The organism is Rahnella victoriana, assembly GCF_021276285.1.
Taxonomy (GTDB): Bacteria; Pseudomonadota; Gammaproteobacteria; order Enterobacterales; family Enterobacteriaceae; genus Rahnella; species Rahnella victoriana.
The window spans coordinates 3,007,933-3,030,658 of the sequence record NZ_CP089919.1; the positions used below are offsets into that span (position 1 = coordinate 3,007,933).

At 52.1% G+C, this 22,726-nt stretch carries 20 protein-coding genes; 14 read left to right on the forward strand and 6 right to left on the reverse strand.

Annotation, left to right across the window (positions count from 1 at the left end; translation table 11 throughout):
• Positions 1–91: 91 nt before the first annotated feature.
• Positions 92–721, reverse strand: a complete 630-nt coding sequence (gene yfcG / locus J9880_RS14040; protein WP_095922855.1) for a GSH-dependent disulfide bond oxidoreductase — start codon at positions 719–721, stop codon at positions 92–94.
• Between the two features lie 316 nt (positions 722–1,037).
• Here yfcG and yfcD point away from each other — a divergent pair, with 316 nt between their 5' ends.
• Positions 1,038–1,652, forward strand: a complete 615-nt coding sequence (gene yfcD, locus J9880_RS14045; RefSeq protein WP_095922854.1) for an NUDIX hydrolase YfcD — start codon at positions 1,038–1,040, stop codon at positions 1,650–1,652.
• A 38-nt stretch (positions 1,653–1,690) separates the two neighbouring features.
• Here yfcD and J9880_RS14050 read toward each other — a convergent pair whose 3' ends face one another.
• The gene (locus tag J9880_RS14050; RefSeq protein WP_095922853.1) at positions 1,691–2,707 is read right to left on the reverse strand and encodes a LacI family DNA-binding transcriptional regulator; all 1,017 of its coding nucleotides are present in this window, start codon (positions 2,705–2,707) and stop codon (positions 1,691–1,693) included.
• Positions 2,708–3,060: 353 nt separating this feature from the next.
• Here J9880_RS14050 and J9880_RS14055 point away from each other — a divergent pair, with 353 nt between their 5' ends.
• The 5 genes from J9880_RS14055 to J9880_RS14075 all read left to right on the forward strand — a co-directional run bounded on the left by J9880_RS14055 (position 3,061) and on the right by J9880_RS14075 (position 7,225).
• Complete coding sequence (locus J9880_RS14055; RefSeq protein ID WP_095922852.1) at positions 3,061–3,504, forward strand: PTS sugar transporter subunit IIA; 444 nt, start codon at positions 3,061–3,063, stop codon at positions 3,502–3,504.
• 128 nt (positions 3,505–3,632) lie between these two features.
• Positions 3,633–3,914, forward strand: coding sequence for a PTS sugar transporter subunit IIB (locus J9880_RS14060; protein WP_013574575.1), 282 nt, complete (start codon positions 3,633–3,635; stop codon positions 3,912–3,914).
• Between the two features lie 50 nt (positions 3,915–3,964).
• Positions 3,965–5,341, forward strand: a complete 1,377-nt coding sequence (locus tag J9880_RS14065) for a PTS ascorbate transporter subunit IIC (RefSeq protein WP_119822577.1) — start codon at positions 3,965–3,967, stop codon at positions 5,339–5,341.
• 104 nt (positions 5,342–5,445) lie between these two features.
• Positions 5,446–6,279: a transketolase gene (locus J9880_RS14070; RefSeq protein WP_095922850.1), complete on the forward strand. Its 834-nt coding sequence runs from the start codon at positions 5,446–5,448 to the stop codon at positions 6,277–6,279.
• Complete coding sequence (locus tag J9880_RS14075; protein ID WP_095922849.1) at positions 6,272–7,225, forward strand: transketolase family protein; 954 nt, start codon at positions 6,272–6,274, stop codon at positions 7,223–7,225. The genes J9880_RS14070 and J9880_RS14075 overlap by 8 nt, the downstream gene beginning before the upstream one ends.
• A 72-nt stretch (positions 7,226–7,297) precedes the next feature.
• On the opposite strand, the gene pta is transcribed toward J9880_RS14075, so the two are convergent.
• Positions 7,298–9,442 carry a phosphate acetyltransferase gene (gene pta, locus J9880_RS14080; protein ID WP_195817542.1) on the reverse strand — a complete coding sequence of 715 codons (2,145 nt, stop codon included), beginning with the start codon at positions 9,440–9,442 and terminating at the stop codon, positions 7,298–7,300.
• A gap of 180 nt (positions 9,443–9,622) precedes the next feature.
• Complete coding sequence (gene ackA / locus J9880_RS14085; RefSeq protein ID WP_112289913.1) at positions 9,623–10,825, reverse strand: acetate kinase; 1,203 nt, start codon at positions 10,823–10,825, stop codon at positions 9,623–9,625.
• 518 nt (positions 10,826–11,343) lie between these two features.
• Between ackA and yfbV the strand changes: the two genes are divergently transcribed.
• The 4 genes from yfbV (at position 11,344) to J9880_RS14105 (ending at position 15,136) form a co-directional block, all read left to right on the forward strand.
• The gene (gene yfbV / locus J9880_RS14090) at positions 11,344–11,799 is read left to right on the forward strand and encodes a terminus macrodomain insulation protein YfbV (protein WP_133822932.1); all 456 of its coding nucleotides are present in this window, start codon (positions 11,344–11,346) and stop codon (positions 11,797–11,799) included.
• A gap of 195 nt (positions 11,800–11,994) precedes the next feature.
• Positions 11,995–12,489: a YfbU family protein gene (locus tag J9880_RS14095; RefSeq protein ID WP_013574583.1), complete on the forward strand. Its 495-nt coding sequence runs from the start codon at positions 11,995–11,997 to the stop codon at positions 12,487–12,489.
• 24 nt (positions 12,490–12,513) lie between these two features.
• On the forward strand, positions 12,514–13,167 hold the full coding sequence (locus J9880_RS14100) for a sugar phosphatase (RefSeq protein ID WP_095922844.1): 654 nt from the start codon (positions 12,514–12,516) through the stop codon (positions 13,165–13,167).
• A 136-nt stretch (positions 13,168–13,303) separates the two neighbouring features.
• Complete coding sequence (locus tag J9880_RS14105) at positions 13,304–15,136, forward strand: SLC13 family permease (RefSeq protein WP_095922843.1); 1,833 nt, start codon at positions 13,304–13,306, stop codon at positions 15,134–15,136.
• An 8-nt stretch (positions 15,137–15,144) separates the two neighbouring features.
• Here the strand turns inward: J9880_RS14105 and yfbR are convergent, their stop codons facing one another.
• A complete protein-coding gene (gene yfbR / locus J9880_RS14110; protein ID WP_095922842.1) occupies positions 15,145–15,744 on the reverse strand; it encodes a 5'-deoxynucleotidase in 600 nt (199 codons plus the stop codon).
• Between the two features lie 110 nt (positions 15,745–15,854).
• Positions 15,855–17,069, reverse strand: coding sequence for a pyridoxal phosphate-dependent aminotransferase (locus tag J9880_RS14115; protein ID WP_095922841.1), 1,215 nt, complete (start codon positions 17,067–17,069; stop codon positions 15,855–15,857).
• Positions 17,070–18,055: 986 nt separating this feature from the next.
• Between J9880_RS14115 and lrhA the strand changes: the two genes are divergently transcribed.
• From lrhA to nuoC, 4 genes are all read left to right on the forward strand, one after another.
• Positions 18,056–19,000, forward strand: coding sequence for a transcriptional regulator LrhA (gene lrhA / locus J9880_RS14120; RefSeq protein WP_095922839.1), 945 nt, complete (start codon positions 18,056–18,058; stop codon positions 18,998–19,000).
• Between the two features lie 704 nt (positions 19,001–19,704).
• The gene (locus tag J9880_RS14125) at positions 19,705–20,148 is read left to right on the forward strand and encodes an NADH-quinone oxidoreductase subunit A (RefSeq protein ID WP_015696460.1); all 444 of its coding nucleotides are present in this window, start codon (positions 19,705–19,707) and stop codon (positions 20,146–20,148) included.
• A 22-nt stretch (positions 20,149–20,170) separates the two neighbouring features.
• Positions 20,171–20,845: a NuoB/complex I 20 kDa subunit family protein gene (locus J9880_RS14130; RefSeq protein WP_013574590.1), complete on the forward strand. Its 675-nt coding sequence runs from the start codon at positions 20,171–20,173 to the stop codon at positions 20,843–20,845.
• A gap of 81 nt (positions 20,846–20,926) precedes the next feature.
• On the forward strand, positions 20,927–22,726 hold the full coding sequence (nuoC, locus tag J9880_RS14135; RefSeq protein WP_095922838.1) for an NADH-quinone oxidoreductase subunit C/D: 1,800 nt from the start codon (positions 20,927–20,929) through the stop codon (positions 22,724–22,726).

Genomic DNA, 22,726 nt, shown 5'->3' on the forward strand with positions numbered 1-22,726 from the left:
CCGCCATTAACTCGCGATATGGAGCACAATTAAGCATTTTCGTTCTAAGGGGAGGGTGAACGCCTCCGGCAGGAACCGGAGACGGAAGGGCTTACTGCGCCTGCGCTAAGGCATAAGCTTTCTGCGTGGCGGGACGGCTTTTCACCCGTTCGAACCAGTTGCGCACGGCAGGGTATTCCGCCAGATCAATACGCTGGCGTTCATGCGCTACCACCCACGGATACGTGGCCATATCGGCAATACTGTACTGGTCACCGGCAATATAGGCGTTTTTCTCTAACTGCCGGTTCAGCACGCCATACAGACGCTGGGTTTCCTGCAGGAAACGCTCAATGGCGTAAGGCACCGGTTGCGGGGCGTAATGGGTAAAGTGATGGTTCTGACCCAGCATCGGACCAAATCCGGCCACCTGCCACGTCAGCCATTCCAGCGTGAGGGTACGCTCACGCAACTCTTTACTGAGGAATTTGCCGGTTTTTTCTGCCAGATATTGCAAAATTGCGCCAGACTCAAAAACACTGACCGGCGCGCCGCCATCAACGGGCTGACTGTCAACAATGGCCGGGATTTTATTGTTGGGTGAGATGGCAAGGAATTCAGGTTTGAACTGCTCCCCGGCGCTGATATCAATGCGGTGAAGCCGGTATTGCAGGCCACTCTCTTCAAGAAAAAGAGAAATTTTATGGCCGTTAGGTGTTGGTGCGTAATAAAGATCGATCATATTGCCTCCTGCGTTGTTTTAATCACTTTCCGCGACGTGCGGGGCGGGATGCGCCAATGTGGAATTGGTAATCACAAGCTTCTTATCTGAAGTAATAGGGTATCATAATGCAGATGAAGAGCGGCCTATGTCAGAGTTGTCTGATGGCGAACTTTGCGGGGTGACATAGCTTTTACGTTGCGAGAGCGCATCCATAGCTATTGAAGCCACCCTGCAGACCCAGATAGAATCTCGGGACATTACCGACGTGTTGCAAAATCACAGCGCACAGACTTATTGCGCACAGACCAGCGCTTAAAAGAGAAGGTTCCAGCGGATGTCAGAACAAGAGCAAAACATCAGTACGGATGAGTGGGTTGATATCGTCAACGAAGACAACGAGGTCATTGCCCAGGCCAGCCGACAACAAATGCGCGCTCAGGTCCTGCGTCACCGTGCCAGCTACATTGTGGTTCATGACGGAATGGGGAATATTTTGGTTCAGCGCAGGACTGAAACCAAAGACTTCTATCCGGGCTGGCTGGATGCCACCGCCGGTGGTGTGGTGCAAAGCGGCGAAAATATTCTGGACTCTGCCCGCCGAGAAGCGGAAGAAGAACTGGGCATTGCCGGTGTGCCGTTTGCCGAGCACGGTCAGTTCTATTTCGAGGAAGAGAATAAATGCCGCGTATGGGGCGCGCTGTTCAGTTGCGTATCCCACGGTCCGTTTGCCCTGCAGGAAGAAGAGATCGACTCTGTCCGCTGGATGAAACCGGAAGAAATTACCGCGCGTTGTGATGAATTCACGCCGGATTCTCTGAAAGCGTTGTCTTTATGGATGACGCGCAACAACGAAAAAGAGCACGGTAAACCGCTGACCCGTGAAGTCACCGCCCCTGTCTGTGAAGAGAAAGGCAATCAGGAAGACGCGTCACCGAAAGACGATATCTGATCCTGCCTTACGGGCGATCCCGCATCGCCCGTACTCTTTTAGCAACTGTCCCGCTTGCACAATGACGAGGCAATCGTCACTTCTTCCCATTCCTCATCATGAATTCTCGCCAGCAATGCCTGCGCGGCCCTGACACCAATCTCTTTATGCGGGATGGCAATCGTAGTCAGCGGCGGCTGGCACACTTTACTGACATCCGCATTGCCGAATCCGACGACCGCCAGATCGTCCGGCACCTTGATGCGTCTGCGCTGGCATTCATACAACGCGCCACAGGCCAGATCATCGGAGACACACACCAGCGCGTCGATTTCCGGCCAGGCCAGAAGGAATTCCGGCAACTGTTGTGCGCCGGTGGAGAAGCAGGCCGGTTCGGCGGCATTGATCACCCGGTGTGGTGACATGTGCGCTTTCAGCATCGCCTTACGCCATCCCTGAAGATGCTGCTGGAAAATCCACTGTTCCTGATTGGCGCACAGCATGCCGATATTCTGGTAACCCTTTGCCACCACGGTCTGCGTCAGCTGAAACATCGCTTCCACGTAATCAATACCGATATTCATGTCGATCGGCGAATCGGTCAGCGCCCCGATTTCCAGTACCGGAATCGTCAGGTTATCCAGCCATTGCCGGACGTTGGCGGAATGTTCGACCGACAGCAAAATCGCTGCCGCCAGATTGTAGGAGAGCAGCGTTTCCAGCAGTTTTTCTTCACGCTCAATACGGTGCTGAGATTCCGCCAGCATGATCTGATAACCCGCCGGTTGCAGCACTTTCTGCAATCCGGCAAACATTTCGGCACAGCCCGCTTCGGACAGGCTCGGCACAATCATGGCAATGGTATTTGACGAGGCAGACGCCAGTGAACTGGCCGCCTGATTAGGCAGATAGCCCAGCTGACTGACCGCTTCTTCGATCTTCTCCCGCAGCTTATCGGAAACCTGTTCAGGCGTTCGCAGCGCACGGGAAACGGTCATGCTGCCCACGCCTGCAAGCTGTGCGACATCGGCCAGCGTCACTCTTCCGGTACTGCGTCTTTTCTTGTTAATGGACATTCACGATCCTGACCTTAACTGCGCATCTTGCGCACAATGTATACCCACAGGTATAGCGAAAAAAGCGGGCCGCAGCAGGACCGGCAAAACGGGAACCACGGCAGAATTCGGTAAATTATCGGCAATTTCCTGACAAAGTATACCGTTATTTATGCGATCCACGGACGGGTGATACCGCCGCGCGATTATTTTTGATAGCGCTATCACAGATCTCAATGATAGAAATTTGGTAGCGCTACCTTTGTGATTTGTATCACAGATGTTAACGCTATCGCTGAAGTAGAGTCTGGATCGTTGGTGCGGTCTGGGGGAAATTTGACCGGCCATCTTCAAAAATAAAACGGAGTATCACTATGCTGAATGATTGGCTGACCTCTGAACGAATTCAGATCAGAACGGATATAACGGACTGGCGGCAGGCAGTGGAAGTCAGTGCACAACCGCTGCTGAAAGAAGGGACAATTACCCCGGAGTACCTGACGGCAATTTTTGCCCAACGGGAAAAACTGGGGCCGTATTTTGTGCTGGCACCCGGCATCGCCATGCCTCATGCCAGACCGGAAGAGGGCGCACACGGATTAGGGTTATCACTGCTGACATTGCCGCACGGCGTCGTGTTTAATTCAGAAGATAACGACCCGGTGTACACGGTGGTGATGTTATCGGCACCGGATAAGCACAGCCATATTGAGCTGATTTCCGAACTGGCTGAATTATTTTCCTGCGATGAGGATATGCAGAAAATACATCAGGCCGGAACGATAAGCGAAATACAGGATGTGATATCCCGCTATTAATTTGAGTTAATACCGAAATAAAGTGACGCGTTAAATAAAAAGGAATTCAGACCTCTCAGATGCATTTTCACAGGCAGCTGATACGGTATTCTACATTTTAAAAAACAGATAAATAACAGGTGAATAATATGAAAATCATGGCGATTTGTGGTTCCGGTTTAGGCAGCAGCTTTATGGTGGAAATGAACATCAAGAAAGTCCTGAAGAAACTCAATATTCAGGCGGATGTTCAGCACTCCGATTTGTCATCGGCCATTCCGGGCGAAGCCGATCTGTTCGTGATGGCAAAGGATATCGCCGCCAGTGCCAGCATTCCTGAAAACCAGCTGGTGGTGATCACCAATATCATTGATATTAATGAACTTGAAACAAAACTGATTGCCCATTTTGAAAAACATCCAGTGTCCTGACCGGCGCTGAATAACCCTACAAATAAAACAAATAGACAAACGAGGTGGATATGTTTATCCAGGAAACGCTCAAGTTTGTGGTTGATATATTAAAGGTGCCTTCCGTTCTGGTCGGGCTTATCGCATTAATCGGTCTGGTGGCACAAAAGAAAAACTTTTCTGATGTGGTGAAAGGTACGGTGAAAACAATACTGGGCTTCCTGGTATTGGGCGGTGGTGCGACCGTACTGGTCGGCTCATTAAATCCATTAGGCGGGATGTTTGAACACGCCTTTAATATCCAGGGTATTATTCCTAATAACGAAGCGATTGTTTCCATCGCGCTGGAGAAATTCGGTGCGCCGACCGCCTTAATTATGGCCTTCGGTATGGTGGCAAACCTGATCGTGGCACGTTTCACCCGTCTGAAATATGTGTTCCTGACCGGGCATCACACGTTCTACATGGCCTGTATGATCAGCGTCATCCTGACGGTCGCCGGTTTCGAAGGCATCTCGCTGGTGTTTACCGGTTCCCTGACGCTGGGTTTGATCATGGCGTTCTTCCCGGCGCTGGCGCAGCGTTACATGCGTAAAATCACCGGCAGCGACGACGTGGCCTTCGGCCATTTCGGCACCATCGGGTATGTTTTATCCGGCTGGATCGGCAGCAAGGTCGGTAAAGGTTCACGTTCTACGGAAGAAATGAATCTGCCGAAAAACCTCAGCTTCCTGCGCGACAGCTCTATTTCTATCTCTCTCACCATGATCATCATTTACCTGATTATGGCGGTATTCGCCGGTCAGGTCTTTGTTGAAGCCACTTACAGCGCGGGCCAGAACTATCTGGTGTACGCCATCATCATGGCGATTACCTTCGCGGCCGGTGTATTCATCATTCTGCAGGGTGTGCGTCTGATCCTGGCGGAAATCGTTCCGGCATTCGTCGGCTTCTCCGAGAAGCTGGTACCTAATGCGCGGCCTGCGCTGGACTGTCCGGTGGTCTATCCGTACGCGCCGAATGCCGTGCTGATTGGCTTCCTGTTCAGCTTCCTTGGCGGTCTGGTGGGGCTGTTCCTGTTAGGGCAAATGCATCTGGTGCTGATCCTGCCGGGCGTGGTGCCACACTTCTTCACCGGTGCGACGGCGGGCGTGTTCGGTAATGCCACCGGCGGACGTCGCGGGGCGATGGTCGGTGCCTTTGCCAACGGCGTGCTGATTACCTTCCTGCCGGTTCTGTTGTTGCCGGTGCTGGGCGCGCTGGGCTTTGCCAATGCCACCTTCTCCGACGCGGACTTCGGCGTTATCGGCATCCTGCTGGGTAATCTGGCCCGCTTCATGTCGAAGGAAGGCATCATGGCGCTGATTGTTGGCATCTTCGCGGTACTGGTTGCCTGGAACTATCTGGGCAAAAAACCGGTGGCTGAGAAAGAAGTCACTGAGAAGTAATTCCCTGTATTACTACGTTTATTAACTCCATCCGGGAAACACTGTCCTGCCTGTTAGCAATAACAGGCCAGGATAAGTGCTCACTAAAATAAGGACCCATCAAGATGAAAGATGTCCAGGAGGTTCGTGATCTGGCCCGCCATATCCGCATCGAGACGCTGAAAATGCTGACCGGTCTGGGATTCGGCCACTATGGCGGCAGCATGTCAGTGGTGGAAACGCTGGCAGTATTGTATGGCGATGTGATGCGCATCGACCCGAAAAAACCGGACTGGCAGGATCGCGATTATTTCGTGCTATCCAAAGGCCATGCCGGACCGGCTTTGTATGCCACGCTGGCGCTGAAAGGTTATTTCCCGGTCAGCGAATTGCACACCCTCAACCAGAACGGCACCCGTCTGCCGAGCCATCCTGACAGGCTGAGAACCACCGGCGTGGATGCCACCACCGGTTCGCTCGGACAAGGCGTTTCCATCGCTGCGGGTATGGCGCTTTCGCATAAACTGGCCGGTCGCAGCAACCGCGTCTTCTGCATTCTGGGAGACGGTGAGCTGAATGAAGGCCAGTGCTGGGAAGCCTTCCAGTTTATTGCCCATCACAATCTGCATAACCTGACGCTGTTTATTGATTACAACAAACAGCAACTCGACGGCACGCTGGATGAAGTGATTAAACCTTTCGATCTGGCCGGAAAATTCAGTGCGTTCGGGTTTGATGTGCAGACGATCAAAGGCGATGACATCGTGGCAATCTGCGAGGCGGTGACGCCGGTGCGCCACGGCGAACAACGTCCGCTGGTGGTGATCCTCGACAGTATTAAAGGGCAGGGCGTGAAGTATCTCGAACAACTGGCGAACTCACATCACCTGCGGTTAACGCCGGATGTGAAACTGGAAATCGAAAACGCTATCGCTGAGCTGGAGGCCACCCATGTTTGAAGTCACTCTGGAGTTGCAAAAAGACGCGGTAGAAATGCGTAAAGTTTACGCCAATACCGTGCGTGAAAAGATTGTTGAGAATACGCCAATTATCGCGCTGGAAGCCGACCTGATGAGTTCGATGGCAATGGACGGCGTGCATAAAGATCATCCTGATCACGTGATTAACTGCGGCATTATGGAAGCTAACGTTATCGGTGTGGCCGCCGGGCTTTCGCTGACCGGCCGCGTGCCGTTTGTGCATACCTTCACCGCCTTTGCCAGCCGCCGTTGTTTCGATCAGTTGTTTATGTCGCTGGATTACCAGAAGAATAACGTCAAGATTATCGCCTCTGATGCCGGTGTCAGCGCCTGTCATAACGGCGGAACGCACATGTCGTTCGAAGATATGGGCATTGTGCGCGGGCTGGCGAGTTCAGTGGTGATGGAAGTGACCGACGCGGTGATGTTCCGCAATATCCTGCTGCAACTGATGGATTTAAAAGGCTTCTACTGGGTGCGTACCATCCGTAAACAGGCCACACAGGTTTACAAAGAAGGTTCGACGTTTACCATCGGCAAGGCCAATGTGCTGCGTGACGGCACTGATGTCACGCTGATTGCTAACGGGATTATGGTCGCTGAAGCGCTGAAAGCAGCGGAAATGCTGGAACGCGAAGGGGTCAGTGCGGCGGTCATCGACATGTTCACCCTCAAGCCGATTGATAAAGACATCATCATTCACTACGCCGCGAAAACGGGCAAAATTGTCACCTGTGAAAATCACAGTATTCACAACGGCCTGGGATCGGCGGTCGCTGAAGTCCTGGTGGAAAACGAGCCGGTGCCGATGCGCCGTGTCGGCGTGAAAGAACGTTACGGACAGGTGGGGACGCAGGAGTTTTTACAGCAGGAATATGGCCTGACCGCGGAGCATATTCTGGAAGCGGCGAAAACCTTGCTCTGAGATCCTGAAGAACAAAAGACCAAAAAAAACGCCGGACATAAAGCCCGGCGTTTTGCGTTCAGGGGGGTTGGCTTATTTAGCCGGAACCGCCGCTTCTGCCTGAGCAGACTGAATCGCAGTCAGTGCCACGGTATAGACGATATCGTCTACCAGCGCGCCACGTGACAGGTCGTTAACCGGTTTACGCATACCCTGCAGCATCGGCCCGATAGAGACCAGATCCGCAGAACGTTGTACCGCTTTGTACGTGGTGTTACCGGTGTTCAGGTCTGGGAAGATGAACACGGTCGCTTTACCCGCCACCGGCGAGTTTGGCGCTTTGGATTGTGCAACGTCAGCCATAATCGCGGCGTCATATTGCAGCGGACCATCGATGATCAGGTCAGGACGTTTTTCCTGGGCCAGACGGGTCGCTTCACGCACTTTCTCAACGTCGCTGCCTGCGCCGGAGTTACCGGTGGAGTAGGAGATCATCGCAACGCGAGGTTCGATACCGAATGCCGCGGCGGAATCCGCAGACTGGATGGCGATTTCAGACAGCTGTTCAGCGGTTGGATCCGGGTTGATCGCGCAGTCGCCGTAAACCAGAACCTGGTCAGGCAACAGCATGAAGAACACCGAAGAAACCAGTGAGCTGCCCGGCGCGGTTTTGATCAACTGCAACGGTGGACGGATGGTGTTGGCGGTGGTGTGAACAGCACCGGAAACCAGACCGTCAACGTTGCCTTGTTCCAGCATCAGGGTGCCCAGCACCACGTTGTCTTCCAGCTGTTCGCGCGCAACCACTTCGGTCATGCCTTTGCTTTTACGCAATTCAACCAGACGTGCCACGTATTCTTCGCGTACAGCCACCGGATCAACGATTTCGATGCCTTTACCCAGTATCACGCCCTGTGCCGCAGCAACACGTTTGATCTCGTCAGGATTACCCAACAGCACGCATTCCGCGATACCACGTTCAGCACAGAGGGCTGCCGCTTTCACGGTACGTGGCTCGTCGCCTTCCGGCAGAACGATACGCTTACCGGCTTTACGGGCCAGTTCAGTCAGCTGATAGCGGAATGCCGGTGGAGACAGGCGGCGTGAACGCTCTGAATGGGCGCTCAGGGAGTTGATCCAGTCGGCGTTGATGTGAGAAGCGACATATTGCTGCAGTTTCTCTACGCGCTGATGGTCGTCTGCCGGAACTTCCAGGTTGAAGCTTTGCAGGCTCAGGGAAGTCTGCCAGGTGTTGGTGTCAACCATGAAGACAGGCAGGCCAGTCTGGAATGCACGTTCGCACAGGCTGTTAATGCGCTCGTCAATTTCGTAGCCACCGGTCAGCAGGATAGCGCCGATTTCCACGCCGTTCATCGCTGCAAGGCATGCTGATACCAGCACGTCAGGACGGTCTGCAGAAGTGACCAGCAGGGAACCCGGACGGAAGTGTTCCAGCATATGGGGAATGCTGCGTGCACAGAAAGTCACGGATTTCACGCGGCGGGTTTTGACATCGCCTTCGTTGATAATACGGGCGTTCAGGTGCTTGGCCATGTCGATTGCACGGGTGGCAATCAGCTCGAAGCTCCATGGAATGCAACCCAGAACCGGCAACGGGCTGTTGGCGAACAAGGTGGTCGGGTCGATATTCGCGACGCTGGCTTTGGTGGAATCATCAAAGATTTCAGACAGGTCAGGACGGGTACGCCCCTGATCGTCAACCGGTGCGTTCAGTTTGTTGATGATTACGCCGGTGATGTTTTTGTTTTTGCTGCCACCGAAGCTGGAACGGGCCAGTTCGATACGTTCTTTCAGCTGTGCCGGAGAATCATTGCCCAGTGCCAGCACGAAGACGATTTCCGCGTTCAGGGTTTTGGCAATTTCGTAGTTCAGGGCATTTGCAAACTGATGCTTGCGGGTGGGCACTAAACCTTCAACCAGAACCACTTCAGCGTCTTTGGTGTTTTCGTGATAACGCGCGATGATTTCTTCCATCAGCACGTCTTGCTGGTTAGAACTCAGCAAGGTTTCCACGTGGCTCATTTTCAGCGGTTCGGCTGCGGTCACGCTGGAATTAGCACGGATAATCGTGGTGGTTTGATCAGGTGCATCTCCGCCAGTACGCGGCTGGGCGATAGGCTTGAAGATGCTCAGGCTGACGCCTTTTTGTTCCATGGCACGGATCACACCCAGGCTGACGCTGGTCAGACCGACGCTGGTGCCTGTTGGGATCAACATAATTGTACGGGACACGGCTAAACCTCTTTAACGGTTGCCAGGCAGGGACGGTCACAGGTTTGTGCAGAGGAGATAACGATCGGCATAAGCGCGATGATTACCTGCGCGGTGCGTCCAAACGGGCGATGTTTGCCTATAAGTGAAAAATTGCCCGCATGAAGCGGGCAGTCTTGAATCGTATTATGCGGTCAGACGCGCGGCGTCTTGTGCAATCACCAGCTCTTCGTTGGTCGGAATGACCAGAGCGGTGCGGGTGCCTTCTTTGTTGATGGCACCGGATTTGCCGAAACGGGCAGCCAGGTTGCGTTCGTGGTCAACTTCAAAGCCCAGCAGGCCCAGTTTAGCCAGAGACAGTTCGCGAACCATTGCGGCGTTTTCACCAATACCGCCGGTGAATACGACGGCGTCCAGACGGCCTTCCATCAGTGAAGTATACGCACCGATGTATTTCGCCAGACGGTGGCAGAAGACGTCCATGGCACGTTTCGCATCGGCTTTGGTGGTGTAGTTATCTTCAACATAACGGCAGTCGCTGGTAACTTCAGTCAGACCCAGCAGGCCGGATTCTTTGGTCAGCATTTTGTTGATTTGATCAACGCTCATGCCCAGAGAATCGTGCAGGTGGAAGATGATTGCCGGGTCGATGTCACCGCTGCGGGTGCCCATGACCAGACCTTCCAGCGGGGTCAGACCCATAGAGGTGTCAACACATTTGCCGTTACGGATGGCGCTGACAGAACCGCCGTTGCCCAGGTGGCAAGTGATCAGATTCACTTCTTCCACAGGTTTGTTCAGCATTTTTGCCGCTTCCTGCGTCACATAGAAGTGACTGGTGCCGTGTGCGCCATAGCGACGGACATGGTGATCTTTGTACAGGCTGTACGGCAGGGCGTAGAGATAAGATTCTTCTGGCATTGTCTGATGGAAAGCGGTGTCGAAAACGGCAACGTTTTTATCAGCCAGTTTAGGGAAAGATTTCAGCGCTTCATCAATACCGATCAGGTGAGCCGGGTTATGCAGCGGTGCAAACGGGATAGATTCTTTGATACCTTCGATAACCGCATCGTTAATCAGCATGGATTTGGTCAGCTTTTCGCCGCCATGAACGATACGGTGGCCGATCGCCACCAGCTCTGCGGACAGCTCAGGTTTTTTGCTCAGAATGTTATTAACGATGAATTTCAACGCTTCACTGTGTGCGGCGCCCGCACCTAAAGCGGCTTCTTCTTTGCCACCGTCCATTTTCCATTTAATGCGTGCTTCTGGCAGATGGAAACATTCGGCTAAACCTGAAATGTGCTCTTCACCATTTGCAGCATCAATGATGGCAAATTTAAGGGAAGAACTACCACAGTTAAGAACCAGTACAAGCTTACTCGACATGGAAGTACCTATTTATTGTTGGTGCTGTTTAAAAAAACAATACACGTGGTTAATAAATCGTCAGTCTGACATCAAGCGTAGCGCATAATGGCGGTGACAATTATGATTAACATCATGCCAGAGAGCCAAAAAAGGCATGACGATGAAAAAGCTGAAGAATCGCCGGGCTCTGGTTTTTATAAGCCCACGGATACCGCAAAAAAGTCTGTGTCGTGCACAAACCCTGACGGTCACGCGCCTTCAGAATGTTACTAATCAGTAAAAACACTAACAAAAAATACAATAACTAATTACAAATCCACTCAGACCGAGGCACTATGCTTAATGTACGGGTGAAACATTGCAATTCACCGCATTTACCCCAACTTTATATTGATATCGTTGCCTGAGAGGGTTGCGAGGCTGCGATAGAATACCGACAGGTGCCAGCAAAAACAAAATATATTTTATCGTGGTAAACTCCAGTTTGTGTTTTACAACTATTTTTTAAATTTTATACGCGAAGTTGAGGTGCAAAGATGACGAGTAAGCCAACAGGCTCCGTAGGCTGGTTCCAGATATTCCAGCGCGGACAGCATTACATGAAGACATGGCCGTCAGATAAGCGCCTGGCTCCGATGTTCCCGGAGAACCGGATTTCCACCGCGACACGCTTTGCCGTGCGCATCATGCCCCCGGTTGCCGTCTTTACGCTGACCTGGCAAATCGCGCTGGGTGGCCAGCTCGGGCTGGCGGTCGCGACCGCGATCTTTGCCTGCAGCCTGCCGATGCAGGGTTTATGGTGGCTGGGCCGCCGTTCCCTGACGCCGCTGCCGCCGGGATTACTCGGCTGGTTCCACGATGTGCGCAATAAACTGGCCGAGGCAGGTCAGGCGTTGGCACCGATTGACGGCACGCCGACCTATCAGTCATTAGCCGATGTCCTCAGGCGTGCGTTCAAACAACTGGATAAAACCTTTTTAGACGATCTGTAAGCCTGATTTCCCCGCTTGCCGCGTCCTTCATCATCTATAGTCTTTCATAAGTCGCATTTCGCCGGAGGAAAGTCTCCTCCGGTGATTATTTCAGATGAGATCCCGACCCAAATCAAAGAATGGTGTGCTTGCGATTTCGCGGAACTTTGCGCTATGCCATGCTTTGCTCATTATGCAGACATGAGGATTTTCACGATGGAAATGACTAACGCTCAACGCCTGATTTTGTCCAATCAATACAAAATGATGACCATGCTCGATCCTGATAACGCGGAACGTTATCGCCGGTTACAAACCGTGATCGAACGAGGTTTTGGTTTGCAAATGCGCGAGCTGGACCGGGATTTCGGCGAGCTGCCGGAAGAAACCTGTCGCACCGTCATTAACATTATGGAAATGCACCATGCCATGCAGGTGTCATGGACCAACCTGAAAGACACCCAGGATCTCGATCGCCGCCGTATTGATTTCCTTGGCTTTGATGCCGCCACGGAATCCCGTTATTTAAGCTATGTCCGCTTTATGGTGAACACCGAAGGACGTTACACTGACTTTGATGCGGGAACGCATGGCTTTAACTCACAGACCAAAATGTGGGATAAATACCAGCGGATGCTGGCGGTGTGGCAATCATGCCCGCGTCAGTACCATCTGAGCGCGGTAGAGATCGCGCAAATTATCAATGCCTGATGTAAACACTTAAAGGAGTCGCCTGTGCTTTGTAAGGGTTTTTTGTTCGACCTTGATGGAACGTTAGTGGATTCATTACCCGCAGTTGAGCGCGCATGGATTAACTGGGCGCTAAGCCGGGGTGTCAGCCCGCAGGAAGTGCTGGCGTTTATTCACGGCAAGCAGGCGATCACCTCTTTACGCCATTTTATGGCGGGCGAAAGCGAAGAAACGATCCAACAGGAGTTTCTCAAGCTGGAGCAAATTGAAGCCACAGATACCGAAGGCGTGACCGCGCTACCCGGTGCCCATCTGCTGCTCAGTGAACTCAACCGGCAGAACATTCCCTGGGCGATTGTGACCTCCGGTTCGATGCCGGTGGCCAGCGCCCGGCACAAAGCTGCACTGTTGCCGGAACCTGAAGTGTTTATCACCGCAGAACAGGTTAAACACGGCAAACCGCAACCTGATGCTTATTTGCTGGGTGCCGAACGTTTAGGTCTGGCACCGGAAGAGTGCGTGGTGGTGGAAGATGCCGCTGCCGGCGTGATGGCCGGACTGGCCGCAGGCTGTAAAGTCATCGCGGTTAACGCACCGGACGATACACCCGGCATTGAAAACGTTGATTTTGACCTGACGACGCTGGAAGTACTGTTGATCAGTCATACCGATGAAGGTGTGAAAGTCAGCCTGCGCTAAGTACAGAAAAAATACAGTTTCCTTGTATTAATTGATATAAACCTCGCTTATGCGGGGTTTTTTTATGCCATTCTGATTGAATTATTTAGGGTATCCGGTGAGTTAACGTCCCTTCTCAACGCAAACGGAGTGTGTTTTGACCGGTGAATTACTTTGGGTGGTGATGCTGCTGGTGGTGGCAATGGTGTTGTTCGCACGCAATACGCTGCGGATGGATATTGTCGCATTGCTGGTGATCATTGCTTTCGTGCTCAGTGGCACGCTGACCATCAATGAAGCGCTGGCCGGATTCAGCGATCCTAACGTCATTCTGATCGCGGCATTGTTTGTCGTCGGCCATGGTCTGGTGAGAACCGGCGTGGCGTATCAGGTAGGCGACTGGCTGATGAAAGTGGCGGGCAACAGCGAAACGCGAATGCTGGTATTACTGATGCTGACGGTTGCCGGTCTCGGTGCTTTTATGAGTTCCACCGGCGTGGTCGCGATCTTTATTCCGGTGGTGATCAGCGTTTCTGCACGGATGAAAACGTCTCCCGCACGTCTGATGATGCCACTGAGTTTCGCCGGGCTTATCAGCGGCATGATGACACTGGTCGCGACGCCGCCCAATATGGTGGTGAACAGCGAACTGTTGCGTGAAGGGTTCGACGGTTTTGGCTTCTTCGGCGTGACGCCGGTGGGGCTGGTGGTGCTGATCATGGGCATCGGCTACATGTTACTTGCCCGCCGCTGGCTCTCTTCCGAGGATACGTCAACGGGTCAGCAACGCTGGAAGCGCCGGACTTTCCGGGATCTGATCCGCGATTATCACCTGACCGGCAGGGCGCGTCGCGTCACTATCCGTCCTGGCTCGCCGCTGGTCGGTCGCACACTGGATGATGTGCATCTGCGTTCCCGTTATGGCGCGAATGTCGTCGGCATTGAGCGCTGGCGTAAATTTCGTCGTGTAATGGTCAGCGCCACCGGGAATACCGAACTGTTTGCCCGCGATGTGCTGCTGCTCGATATGTCTGACCCTGAGGTCTCCATCAGACAGTTTTGTACCGATGAAATGCTTGAACCTATGGTGCTGCGCGGCGAGTATTTCTCCGAACAGTCGCGGGATGTCGGCATGGCCGAAGTATCGTTAATTCCCGATTCCGAATTACTGGGCAAAACGCTGCGTGATGTTGCTTTCCGTTCGACCTACGGCCTGAATGTGGTGGGGATCCGCCGTCAGGGGGAAGCGCTGGACGGCAAACTGGTGGACGAAGAGTTGCAGCTTGGCGACATGCTGCTGGTGATCGGCGACTGGAAACTGATCCGCCAGCTTCAGCAACAAATGCATGATTTCATCGTGCTTAACCTTCCTGCCGAAGTAGACGAAGTGGCACCGGCATTAAGTCAGGCGCCCCATGCGCTGTTTTGTCTGGCGCTGATGGTTGCGCTGATGCTCACCGATGACGTGCCCAATGCCATTGCTGCCATTATCGCCTGTATGCTGATGGGCAAATTCCGCTGTATCACGATGGAAGGCGCTTACAAAGCCATTCACTGGCCGAGTTTGTTGCTGATTGTCGGCATGATGCCTTTTGCGCTGGCGTTGCAAAAAACCGGCGGTGTGGCGCTGATTGTGAAGGGATTAATGGAGGTCAGTGGCGGTTATGGTCCGTACATGATGCTGCTGAGTTTATTTATTCTCTGCGCAGGCATCGGGCTGTTTATTTCCAATACCGCCACCGCCGTGCTGATGGCACCGATCGCCATCGCGGCAGCACATCAGATGGGCGTTTCACCTTACCCGTTCACCATGATTATCGCGATTGCTGCGTCTGCTGCATTTATGACGCCGGTGTCTTCACCGGTCAACACGCTGGTCATGGTGCCGGGCAATTACAAATTTGGCGACTTTCTGCGCATCGGTGTGCCATTTACGCTGCTGGTGATGGTGGTCAGCGTATTTCTGGTGCCGGTCCTGTTCCCGTTCTGATTGGCAAATCAGAGCGGGGAATCAAGACTGATTTCATCCAGAGACAGGCTGAAGCTGGGAATGAACACTTCCATAAAATAATCCATTTCCGGGCTTTTTCTGTCTGCCAGCGTTTTCTCAAGACGGGCTTTTGCCAGCGTAAATTCATTGTTGCCAGCCGATAACTCCTCGAGACACTTCAGGTAAGCACAGAGCGCATCGGCCTGTTTGACCGTCAGTTTTTCATCTTCGCTGTAATAGTGTTCATCGATCAGCGGGCGGAAATCTTCCTGCAATTCTTTCGGCAGCATTTCAATCAGCTTCTGCTGAGCAATTTTTTCGATCTTCTTATATTCGTGCGCAATTTGCGGATTGTAATACTTGATCGGCGTCGGCATATCGCCGGTCAGCACTTCGCTGGCATCGTGATACATGGCGAGCAGGGCAACACGTTCAGCACTCAGGTTACCGTTAAATTTGCGGTTTTTGATCACGGCTAAAGCATGCGCGACAAAAGCGACCTGCAGGCTGTGTTCCGAGACATTCTCGGTGCGGACATTGCGCATCAGCGGCCAGCGGCTGATCAGCTTGAGACGGGAAAGGTGGGCGAAAAAATGACTCTGATTCATAGCACTCTCAATAACAACGGTGAATGAGCGTCCATTGTGAGCAGTGCGGGGCAGTGATGTAAATAGGTGAAAGAGAAAAGGGCGCAGCCGTTTATGCTGCGCCCTGAAGATTACTGGCGGTAGGTTTCCAGGAAGCGGCCCAGTTTGTTGACGGCCATTTCCAGCTCATCAACGCGTGGCAGCGTCACGATACGCACATGATCCGGATACGGCCAGTTAAAGGCTGAACCCTGAACCAGCAGCACTTTCTGCTGTAACAGCAGGTCGAGTACCATTTTCTGATCGTCATGGATGTTGAAGCGTTTCGCGTCGATACGCGGGAACATATACAGCGCACCTTTCGGTTTCACACAGGACACGCCGGGGATCTCGTTAATCAGTTCCCATGCGCGGTCACGCTGTTCCACCAGGCGTCCGCCCGGCTGAATAAACTCGCTGATACTTTGATAGCCGCCCAGCGCAGTCTGAATCGCGTGCTGCATCGGCACGTTGGCGCACAGGCGCATGGACGCCAGCATCTCCAGACCTTCGATATAGCCTTTCGCGTGTTTCTTCGGCCCGTTCAGCACCATCCAGCCCTGACGGAAACCCGCCACGCGGTAGGTTTTGGACAGACCGTTAAAGGTCACGGTCAGCAAATCCGGTGCCAGCGAGGCGATGGAAATATGCTGGGCTTCGTCGTACAGGATTTTGTCGTAAATTTCGTCGGCAAAAATGATCAGATTGTGTTCGCGGGCGATGTCCACGATCTGCATCAGCAGTTCTTTGCTGTAGACCGCGCCGGTCGGGTTGTTCGGATTGATGATCACAATGCCGCGGGTGCGTGGCGTGATTTTGTCACGAATATCGGCGATGTCGGGGAACCAGTCTGCCCCTTCATCACACAGATAATGCACCGCATTGCCACCCGACAGAGACACTGCCGCAGTCCACAACGGATAGTCAGGCGCCGGGACTAACATTTCGTCGCCGGTGTTGAGCAGCGCCTGCATAGACTGAACAATCAGTTCGGAGACACCGTTGCCGATATAAATATCTTCTACCGTGATGTCGCGCATCTCGCGCGCCTGATAGTGCTGCATGATCGCTTTACGTGCAGAAAACAGGCCTTTCGAATCACAGTATCCCTGGGCAGTAGGAAGGTTGCGGATGACATCGACCAGAATTTCATCAGGCGCATCAAAACCGAACGGGGCGGGGTTGCCGATGTTCAGTTTGAGGACTTTGTTTCCTTCTTCTTCCAGACGTTTTGCTTCTTTGAGCACCGGGCCGCGAATGTCGTAACAGACGTTGTCCAGTTTGTGGGATTTCTCAATCGGGGACATGTAAATGGGAGCCTTTTGCAATAAAGCCTGTTCTTCCCTGGTGCCGAGTGACCGTAGAACAGTGCGAAGGGCTCAATTTACTCCCCCACAGAGGGCATGAGAAGTGCCTTGCACCGTTTTGGTGAAAAACAGCAGTAAAGGAAGATGTGGTGGGGTTTTACCTCAGTCACGTTATGCGCTGGTGGTGTTTAATTCCGGGTAATTCCATTTTGGTGATTTTTTATTTTGTGATTGCGCGCTTTATAATCAAAAAATTCACTGTTTTTGCTGTCCTGCCGGGATCCCCGGCTGACGCTTTGTCAGGCGATTTTACCCGGAACATCATGAAAACTTACCAAAGCTCGACAAATTCTGAAAAAAAAATCGGCTAAGATGTTTTTCCGATAAAAATGGGTAACAAGAATTAGTTTTATTTATCTAATGAGTGAGTATGAGTGCTGGATAAATGATCATACAGCAGGCGTTATCCGAAACGTATTCGTTTAAGATTAAGTAAATGCTTTTCCAGCCTATATTTCACGTAACTGTTATAAACAAAATTTGAAGAAACGAGAAAAATCTTAATGTCCCTTTAACTAAAAGATCTCCCTGGAATTGGTTATTCTTGTGACTCAATGAATTTACTGGATTATATTTTTACTTGCCCGCATTATTAATTAATTTAGCTTATGTTTTTATAGGCGTGCGTCAGGGAATGCAGGGGCGTGCTGGCGCTGTGAGCGGGAAGGGGCCGTGGGTGGAACGGTTTGATGAGGGAGACTATATTAAATAAGGTGTACTAATCATTTAGTCTTCATGTGGAATTATTGTGCGCGTTTTTAATGCCCGGACGCTCACAATGACGAAAACTTTTGTGCACAAATATTTCTCAATTTCGGTTATCAAATGAGTGAGTATCCGCCATATCTGGTATTCTGCTTTTTGCGGGTACTTTGACGCACCATCAGGGTAGCTTGTTATTAGATTCTATAAAGTGAAGAAAAACTATGACAATTGCAAATCGTCCAATCCTCAATCTCGATCTTGACCTGTTGAGGACATTTGTAGCTGTTGCTGATTTAAATACGTTCGCTGCGGCTGCGGCTGCGGTGTGCCGTACTCAGTCGGCGGTCAGTCAACAAATGCAACGTCTAGAACAACTCGTTGGAAAAGAACTGTTTGCCAGACATGGACGCAATAAATTATTAACTGAACATGGTATTCAGTTATTGGGGTATGCACGCAAGATCCTTCGTTTTAATGATGAAGCCTGCACCTCTTTGATGTACAGCAATGTCCAGGGTGGGATCACGATTGGTGCGTCAGACGATACGGCTGACACCATCTTGCCTTTCCTGCTCAGCCGTGTGACCTCGGTCTATCCCAAGTTGTCTATCGATGTCCGCGTAAAACGCAGTCCTTTCATGTTGTCGATGCTGGAAAGTGAGGAAGTGGATCTGGCCATCACCACGATGACTAACACCGATCATCCGCACATCGTTCTGCGCACTTCGCCAACATTGTGGTATTGCTCGGCTGATTTTGCGTATCCCTCCGGCGACAGTGTGCCGCTCGTCGTACTTGATGAGCCAAGCCCATATCGTTTAATGGCGATAGAGCATCTGAATCAGGCGGGGATCCCGTGGCGTATTGCCTACGTCGCCTCGACGTTATCGGCGATCCGTGCGGCAGTCCGTGCCGGGCTGGGGGTGACTGCGCGACCTATCGAAATGATGAGTCCGGAGTTGCGTGTGCTGGGCGAACAGGACGGTTTACCGCGCCTGCCGGATACACAATATGTGCTGTACAAAAATGCCCGTAGCGAAAACGAACTGGCCATGGCGATTTTCAATGCTGTGGAGCAAGGGAATGATCCGTATTCTCTCAGTGCTTACGGTCCGCGTCCTGCCGTGGATGACGATCAAGAGTTCCTGACGGATACACAAAGTTAAGGCAATCCCCCGGCTTTACCTTCCGCCTGCGTATCACGGGGCGGGGGTAAAAGTTCCTACCTCTTTAGGGGTGAATAAGTGCTGTTTTTAAAGGTTTTGTTTACTATTCTTCCTAAAACCATTTTTTTCTGATGTTAACGCTTCTCGTTCCCTGCCATCACTGTCATCTGCGTCAATTATCACTTCACTAAATCACGTAAATATCAGCCTTTTTTCAGGTTAAAAAAAACCATCAATTTTTTCCGCAATTCGCTTGTCGTTTTTTGAAAATCAATAAAACTTGTTAAATGTGTGTCTTTTTTTCTATCAAAATTGACAGAACTCTGACGTGGATCAAAAAAATACCCCCATTAAGAGAGTGGAAGCGCTGTCTATTCCTGCGACAATAGGAAAGCTCGAAAGATGCCATAACTCCCATCACAGGCTCATGCTTTATCACAGTATTTAACTGACACGATTTAGCTTAAGTACCGTCGCATGATATGTTAATTAAATGCTAAGCATGTAAACTAATGTGGAGATACTTTTGTCAAAGTTGACAAAAGGTTATAGAAAAGGGTAAAAAGCCCACAACAAATCACTGGCTTAATCCCTTGTTGAGCCGTGAACTGTGTGGTTTTTAATCCTTCCCTTGAATCGATGTGGTGCGCAAGCTGCCGACCTTACAGAGCAGATGCCAAAGTGCCACTTTTGATGAGTAAGCAATGAGTATGTCAACAGCCACTGAAGTCATCGCTCAACACTGGGCGTTCGCCGTTTTTCTTATCGTCGCAATGGGCCTTTGCTGCCTGATGTTACTGGGCGCCGCGTTCCTCGGCGGGAGAGCCAGAGCGCGCTACAAAAACACGCCTTTTGAATCCGGCATCGCCTCCGTCGGCACCGCCCGGCTGCGTCTTTCCGCTAAGTTCTATCTGGTCGCCATGTTCTTCGTCATTTTTGACGTTGAAGCCTTGTATCTCTATGCATGGTCAACGTCTATTCGCGAAAGCGGCTGGACCGGATTTGTAGAAGCCACCATTTTCATTTTGGTATTGCTGGCTGGTTTGTTCTATCTGGTGCGTATTGGCGCGCTCGACTGGACACCAACACGTTCGAAAGGACCTGTTAAACCAAGCCCGGCAATTAATACCAACAGTCACCCTCAGTAAGCAGTCATAGCGAGGCAATAAGATGGACTATACGCTCACCCGCATAGACCCGGACGGTGAGAACGACCGTTACCCCCTGCAATCCCAGGAGGTCGTCGGTGATCCCCTTCAGGAACAGGTTAAGCGCAGCGTCTTTATGGGAAATCTCCAGGAGTCACTGCATGGCATGGTGAACTGGGGTCGTAAAAACTCCCTTTGGCCGTACAACTTCGGTCTTTCCTGCTGTTATGTCGAAATGGTGACGTCATTCACTGCGGTGCATGACGTTGCGCGTTTTGGCGCAGAAGTTCTGCGTGCTTCCCCACGTCAGGCTGACTTCATGGTGGTGGCGGGAACCTGCTTCACCAAAATGGCGCCGGTTATTCAGCGTTTATACGATCAGATGCTGGAACCTAAATGGGTGATTTCGATGGGTGCCTGTGCGAATTCCGGCGGCATGTACGATATTTATTCTGTGGTGCAGGGCGTGGATAAATTCCTGCCTGTCGATGTGTACATCCCGGGATGTCCGCCGCGTCCGGAAGCCTATATGCAGGCTCTGCTGCTGTTGCAGGAGTCCATTGGTAAAGAACGTCGCCCATTGTCATGGGTTGTTGGCGATCAGGGTGTTTACCGCGCGAATATGCAGTCTGAAAAAGAGCGTAAACGTGCTGAGCGTATTGCCGTGACAAATCTGCGTTCGCCGGACGAGATTTAACACTGCGGTCTGAGAGTCAACCCTGAGGGGTGAGTGTTCCCCCTTACGGCATAAATGACCATTTAGTGTGGTGAAAAAAATATGACAGATTTGACGACGCAAGATTCCGCCCTGCCAGCATGGCATACCCGTGATCATCTCGATGATCCGGTTATTGGCGAATTGCGTAACCGTTTTGGGCCAGAGGCCTTTACTGTCCAGGCAACCCGCACCGGAATTCCTGTGGTGTGGTTCAAGCGTGAACAGTTACTGGAAGCGATTACCTTTTTACGAAAACAGCCAAAACCTTACGTCATGCTTTTCGATTTGCATGGCTTTGATGAGCGTTTACGTACACACCGCGACGGTTTACCGGCTGCGGATTTTTCCGTTTTCTACCACCTGATCTCCGTCGAGCGTAACCGCGACATCATGATCAAAGTGGCGTTGTCAGAAAACGATCTTCATGTTCCGACGATCACCAAAGTGTTCCCGAACGCTAACTGGTACGAACGCGAAACATGGGAAATGTTCGGCATTACCTTCGACGGCCACCCGCACCTGACGCGCATCATGATGCCGCAGACCTGGGAAGGGCATCCGCTGCGTAAAGACTATCCGGCGCGCGCCACCGAGTTCGATCCTTATGAGCTGACTAAGCAAAAAGAAGAACTCGAGATGGAATCGCTGACCTTCAAGCCGGAAGACTGGGGCATGAAGCGCGGTACCGATAACGAGGACTTTATGTTCCTCAACCTCGGTCCTAACCACCCGTCAGCGCATGGTGCATTCCGTATTATCCTGCAGCTGGATGGCGAAGAGATTGTCGACTGCGTGCCTGACGTCGGTTACCACCACCGTGGTGCGGAGAAAATGGGCGAACGCCAGTCATGGCACAGCTACATTCCTTACACCGACCGTATCGAATATCTCGGCGGTTGTGTTAACGAAATGCCTTACGTGCTGGCTGTTGAAAAACTCGCCGGTATCGTGACGCCGGATCGCGTTAACACCATCCGTGTGATGCTGTCTGAACTGTTCCGTATCAACAGCCATCTGCTGTACATCTCTACGTTTATTCAGGACGTGGGCGCGATGACGCCGGTGTTCTTCGCCTTTACCGATCGTCAGAAAATTTACGATCTGGTGGAAGCGATCACCGGTTTCCGTATGCACCCGGCCTGGTTCCGTATCGGTGGCGTAGCGCATGACCTGCCGAAAGGCTGGGACCGCCTGCTGCGTGAATTCCTTGACTGGATGCCAGCCCGTCTGGATTCCTACGTCAAAGCGGCGCTGAAAAACACCATTCTGATTGGCCGTTCCAAAGGCGTGGCCGCGTATAACGCCGACGACGCACTGGCCTGGGGCACCACCGGTGCTGGCCTGCGCGCAACGGGTATCCCGTTCGATGTGCGTAAATGGCGTCCGTATTCAGGTTATGAAAACTTTGACTTTGAAGTGCCGACCGGTGATGGCGTCAGTGACTGCTATTCCCGCGTGATGCTGAAAGTGGAAGAACTTCGTCAGAGCCTGCGCATTCTGGAACAGTGCTACAAAAACATGCCGGAAGGCCCGTTCAAGGCGGATCACCCGCTGACCACGCCGCCACCGAAAGAGCGCACGCTGCAACACATCGAGACCCTGATCACGCACTTCCTGCAAGTGTCGTGGGGGCCGGTCATGCCTGCACAAGAATCTTTCCAGATGGTTGAAGCAACCAAAGGGATCAACAGCTACTACCTGACCAGTGACGGCAGCACCATGAGCTACCGCACCCGTGTCCGTACGCCGAGCTTCCCGCATTTGCAGCAGATCCCGTCCGTAATCCGTGGCAGCCTGGTATCCGACCTGATCGTGTATCTGGGCAGTATCGATTTTGTAATGTCAGATGTGGACCGCTAA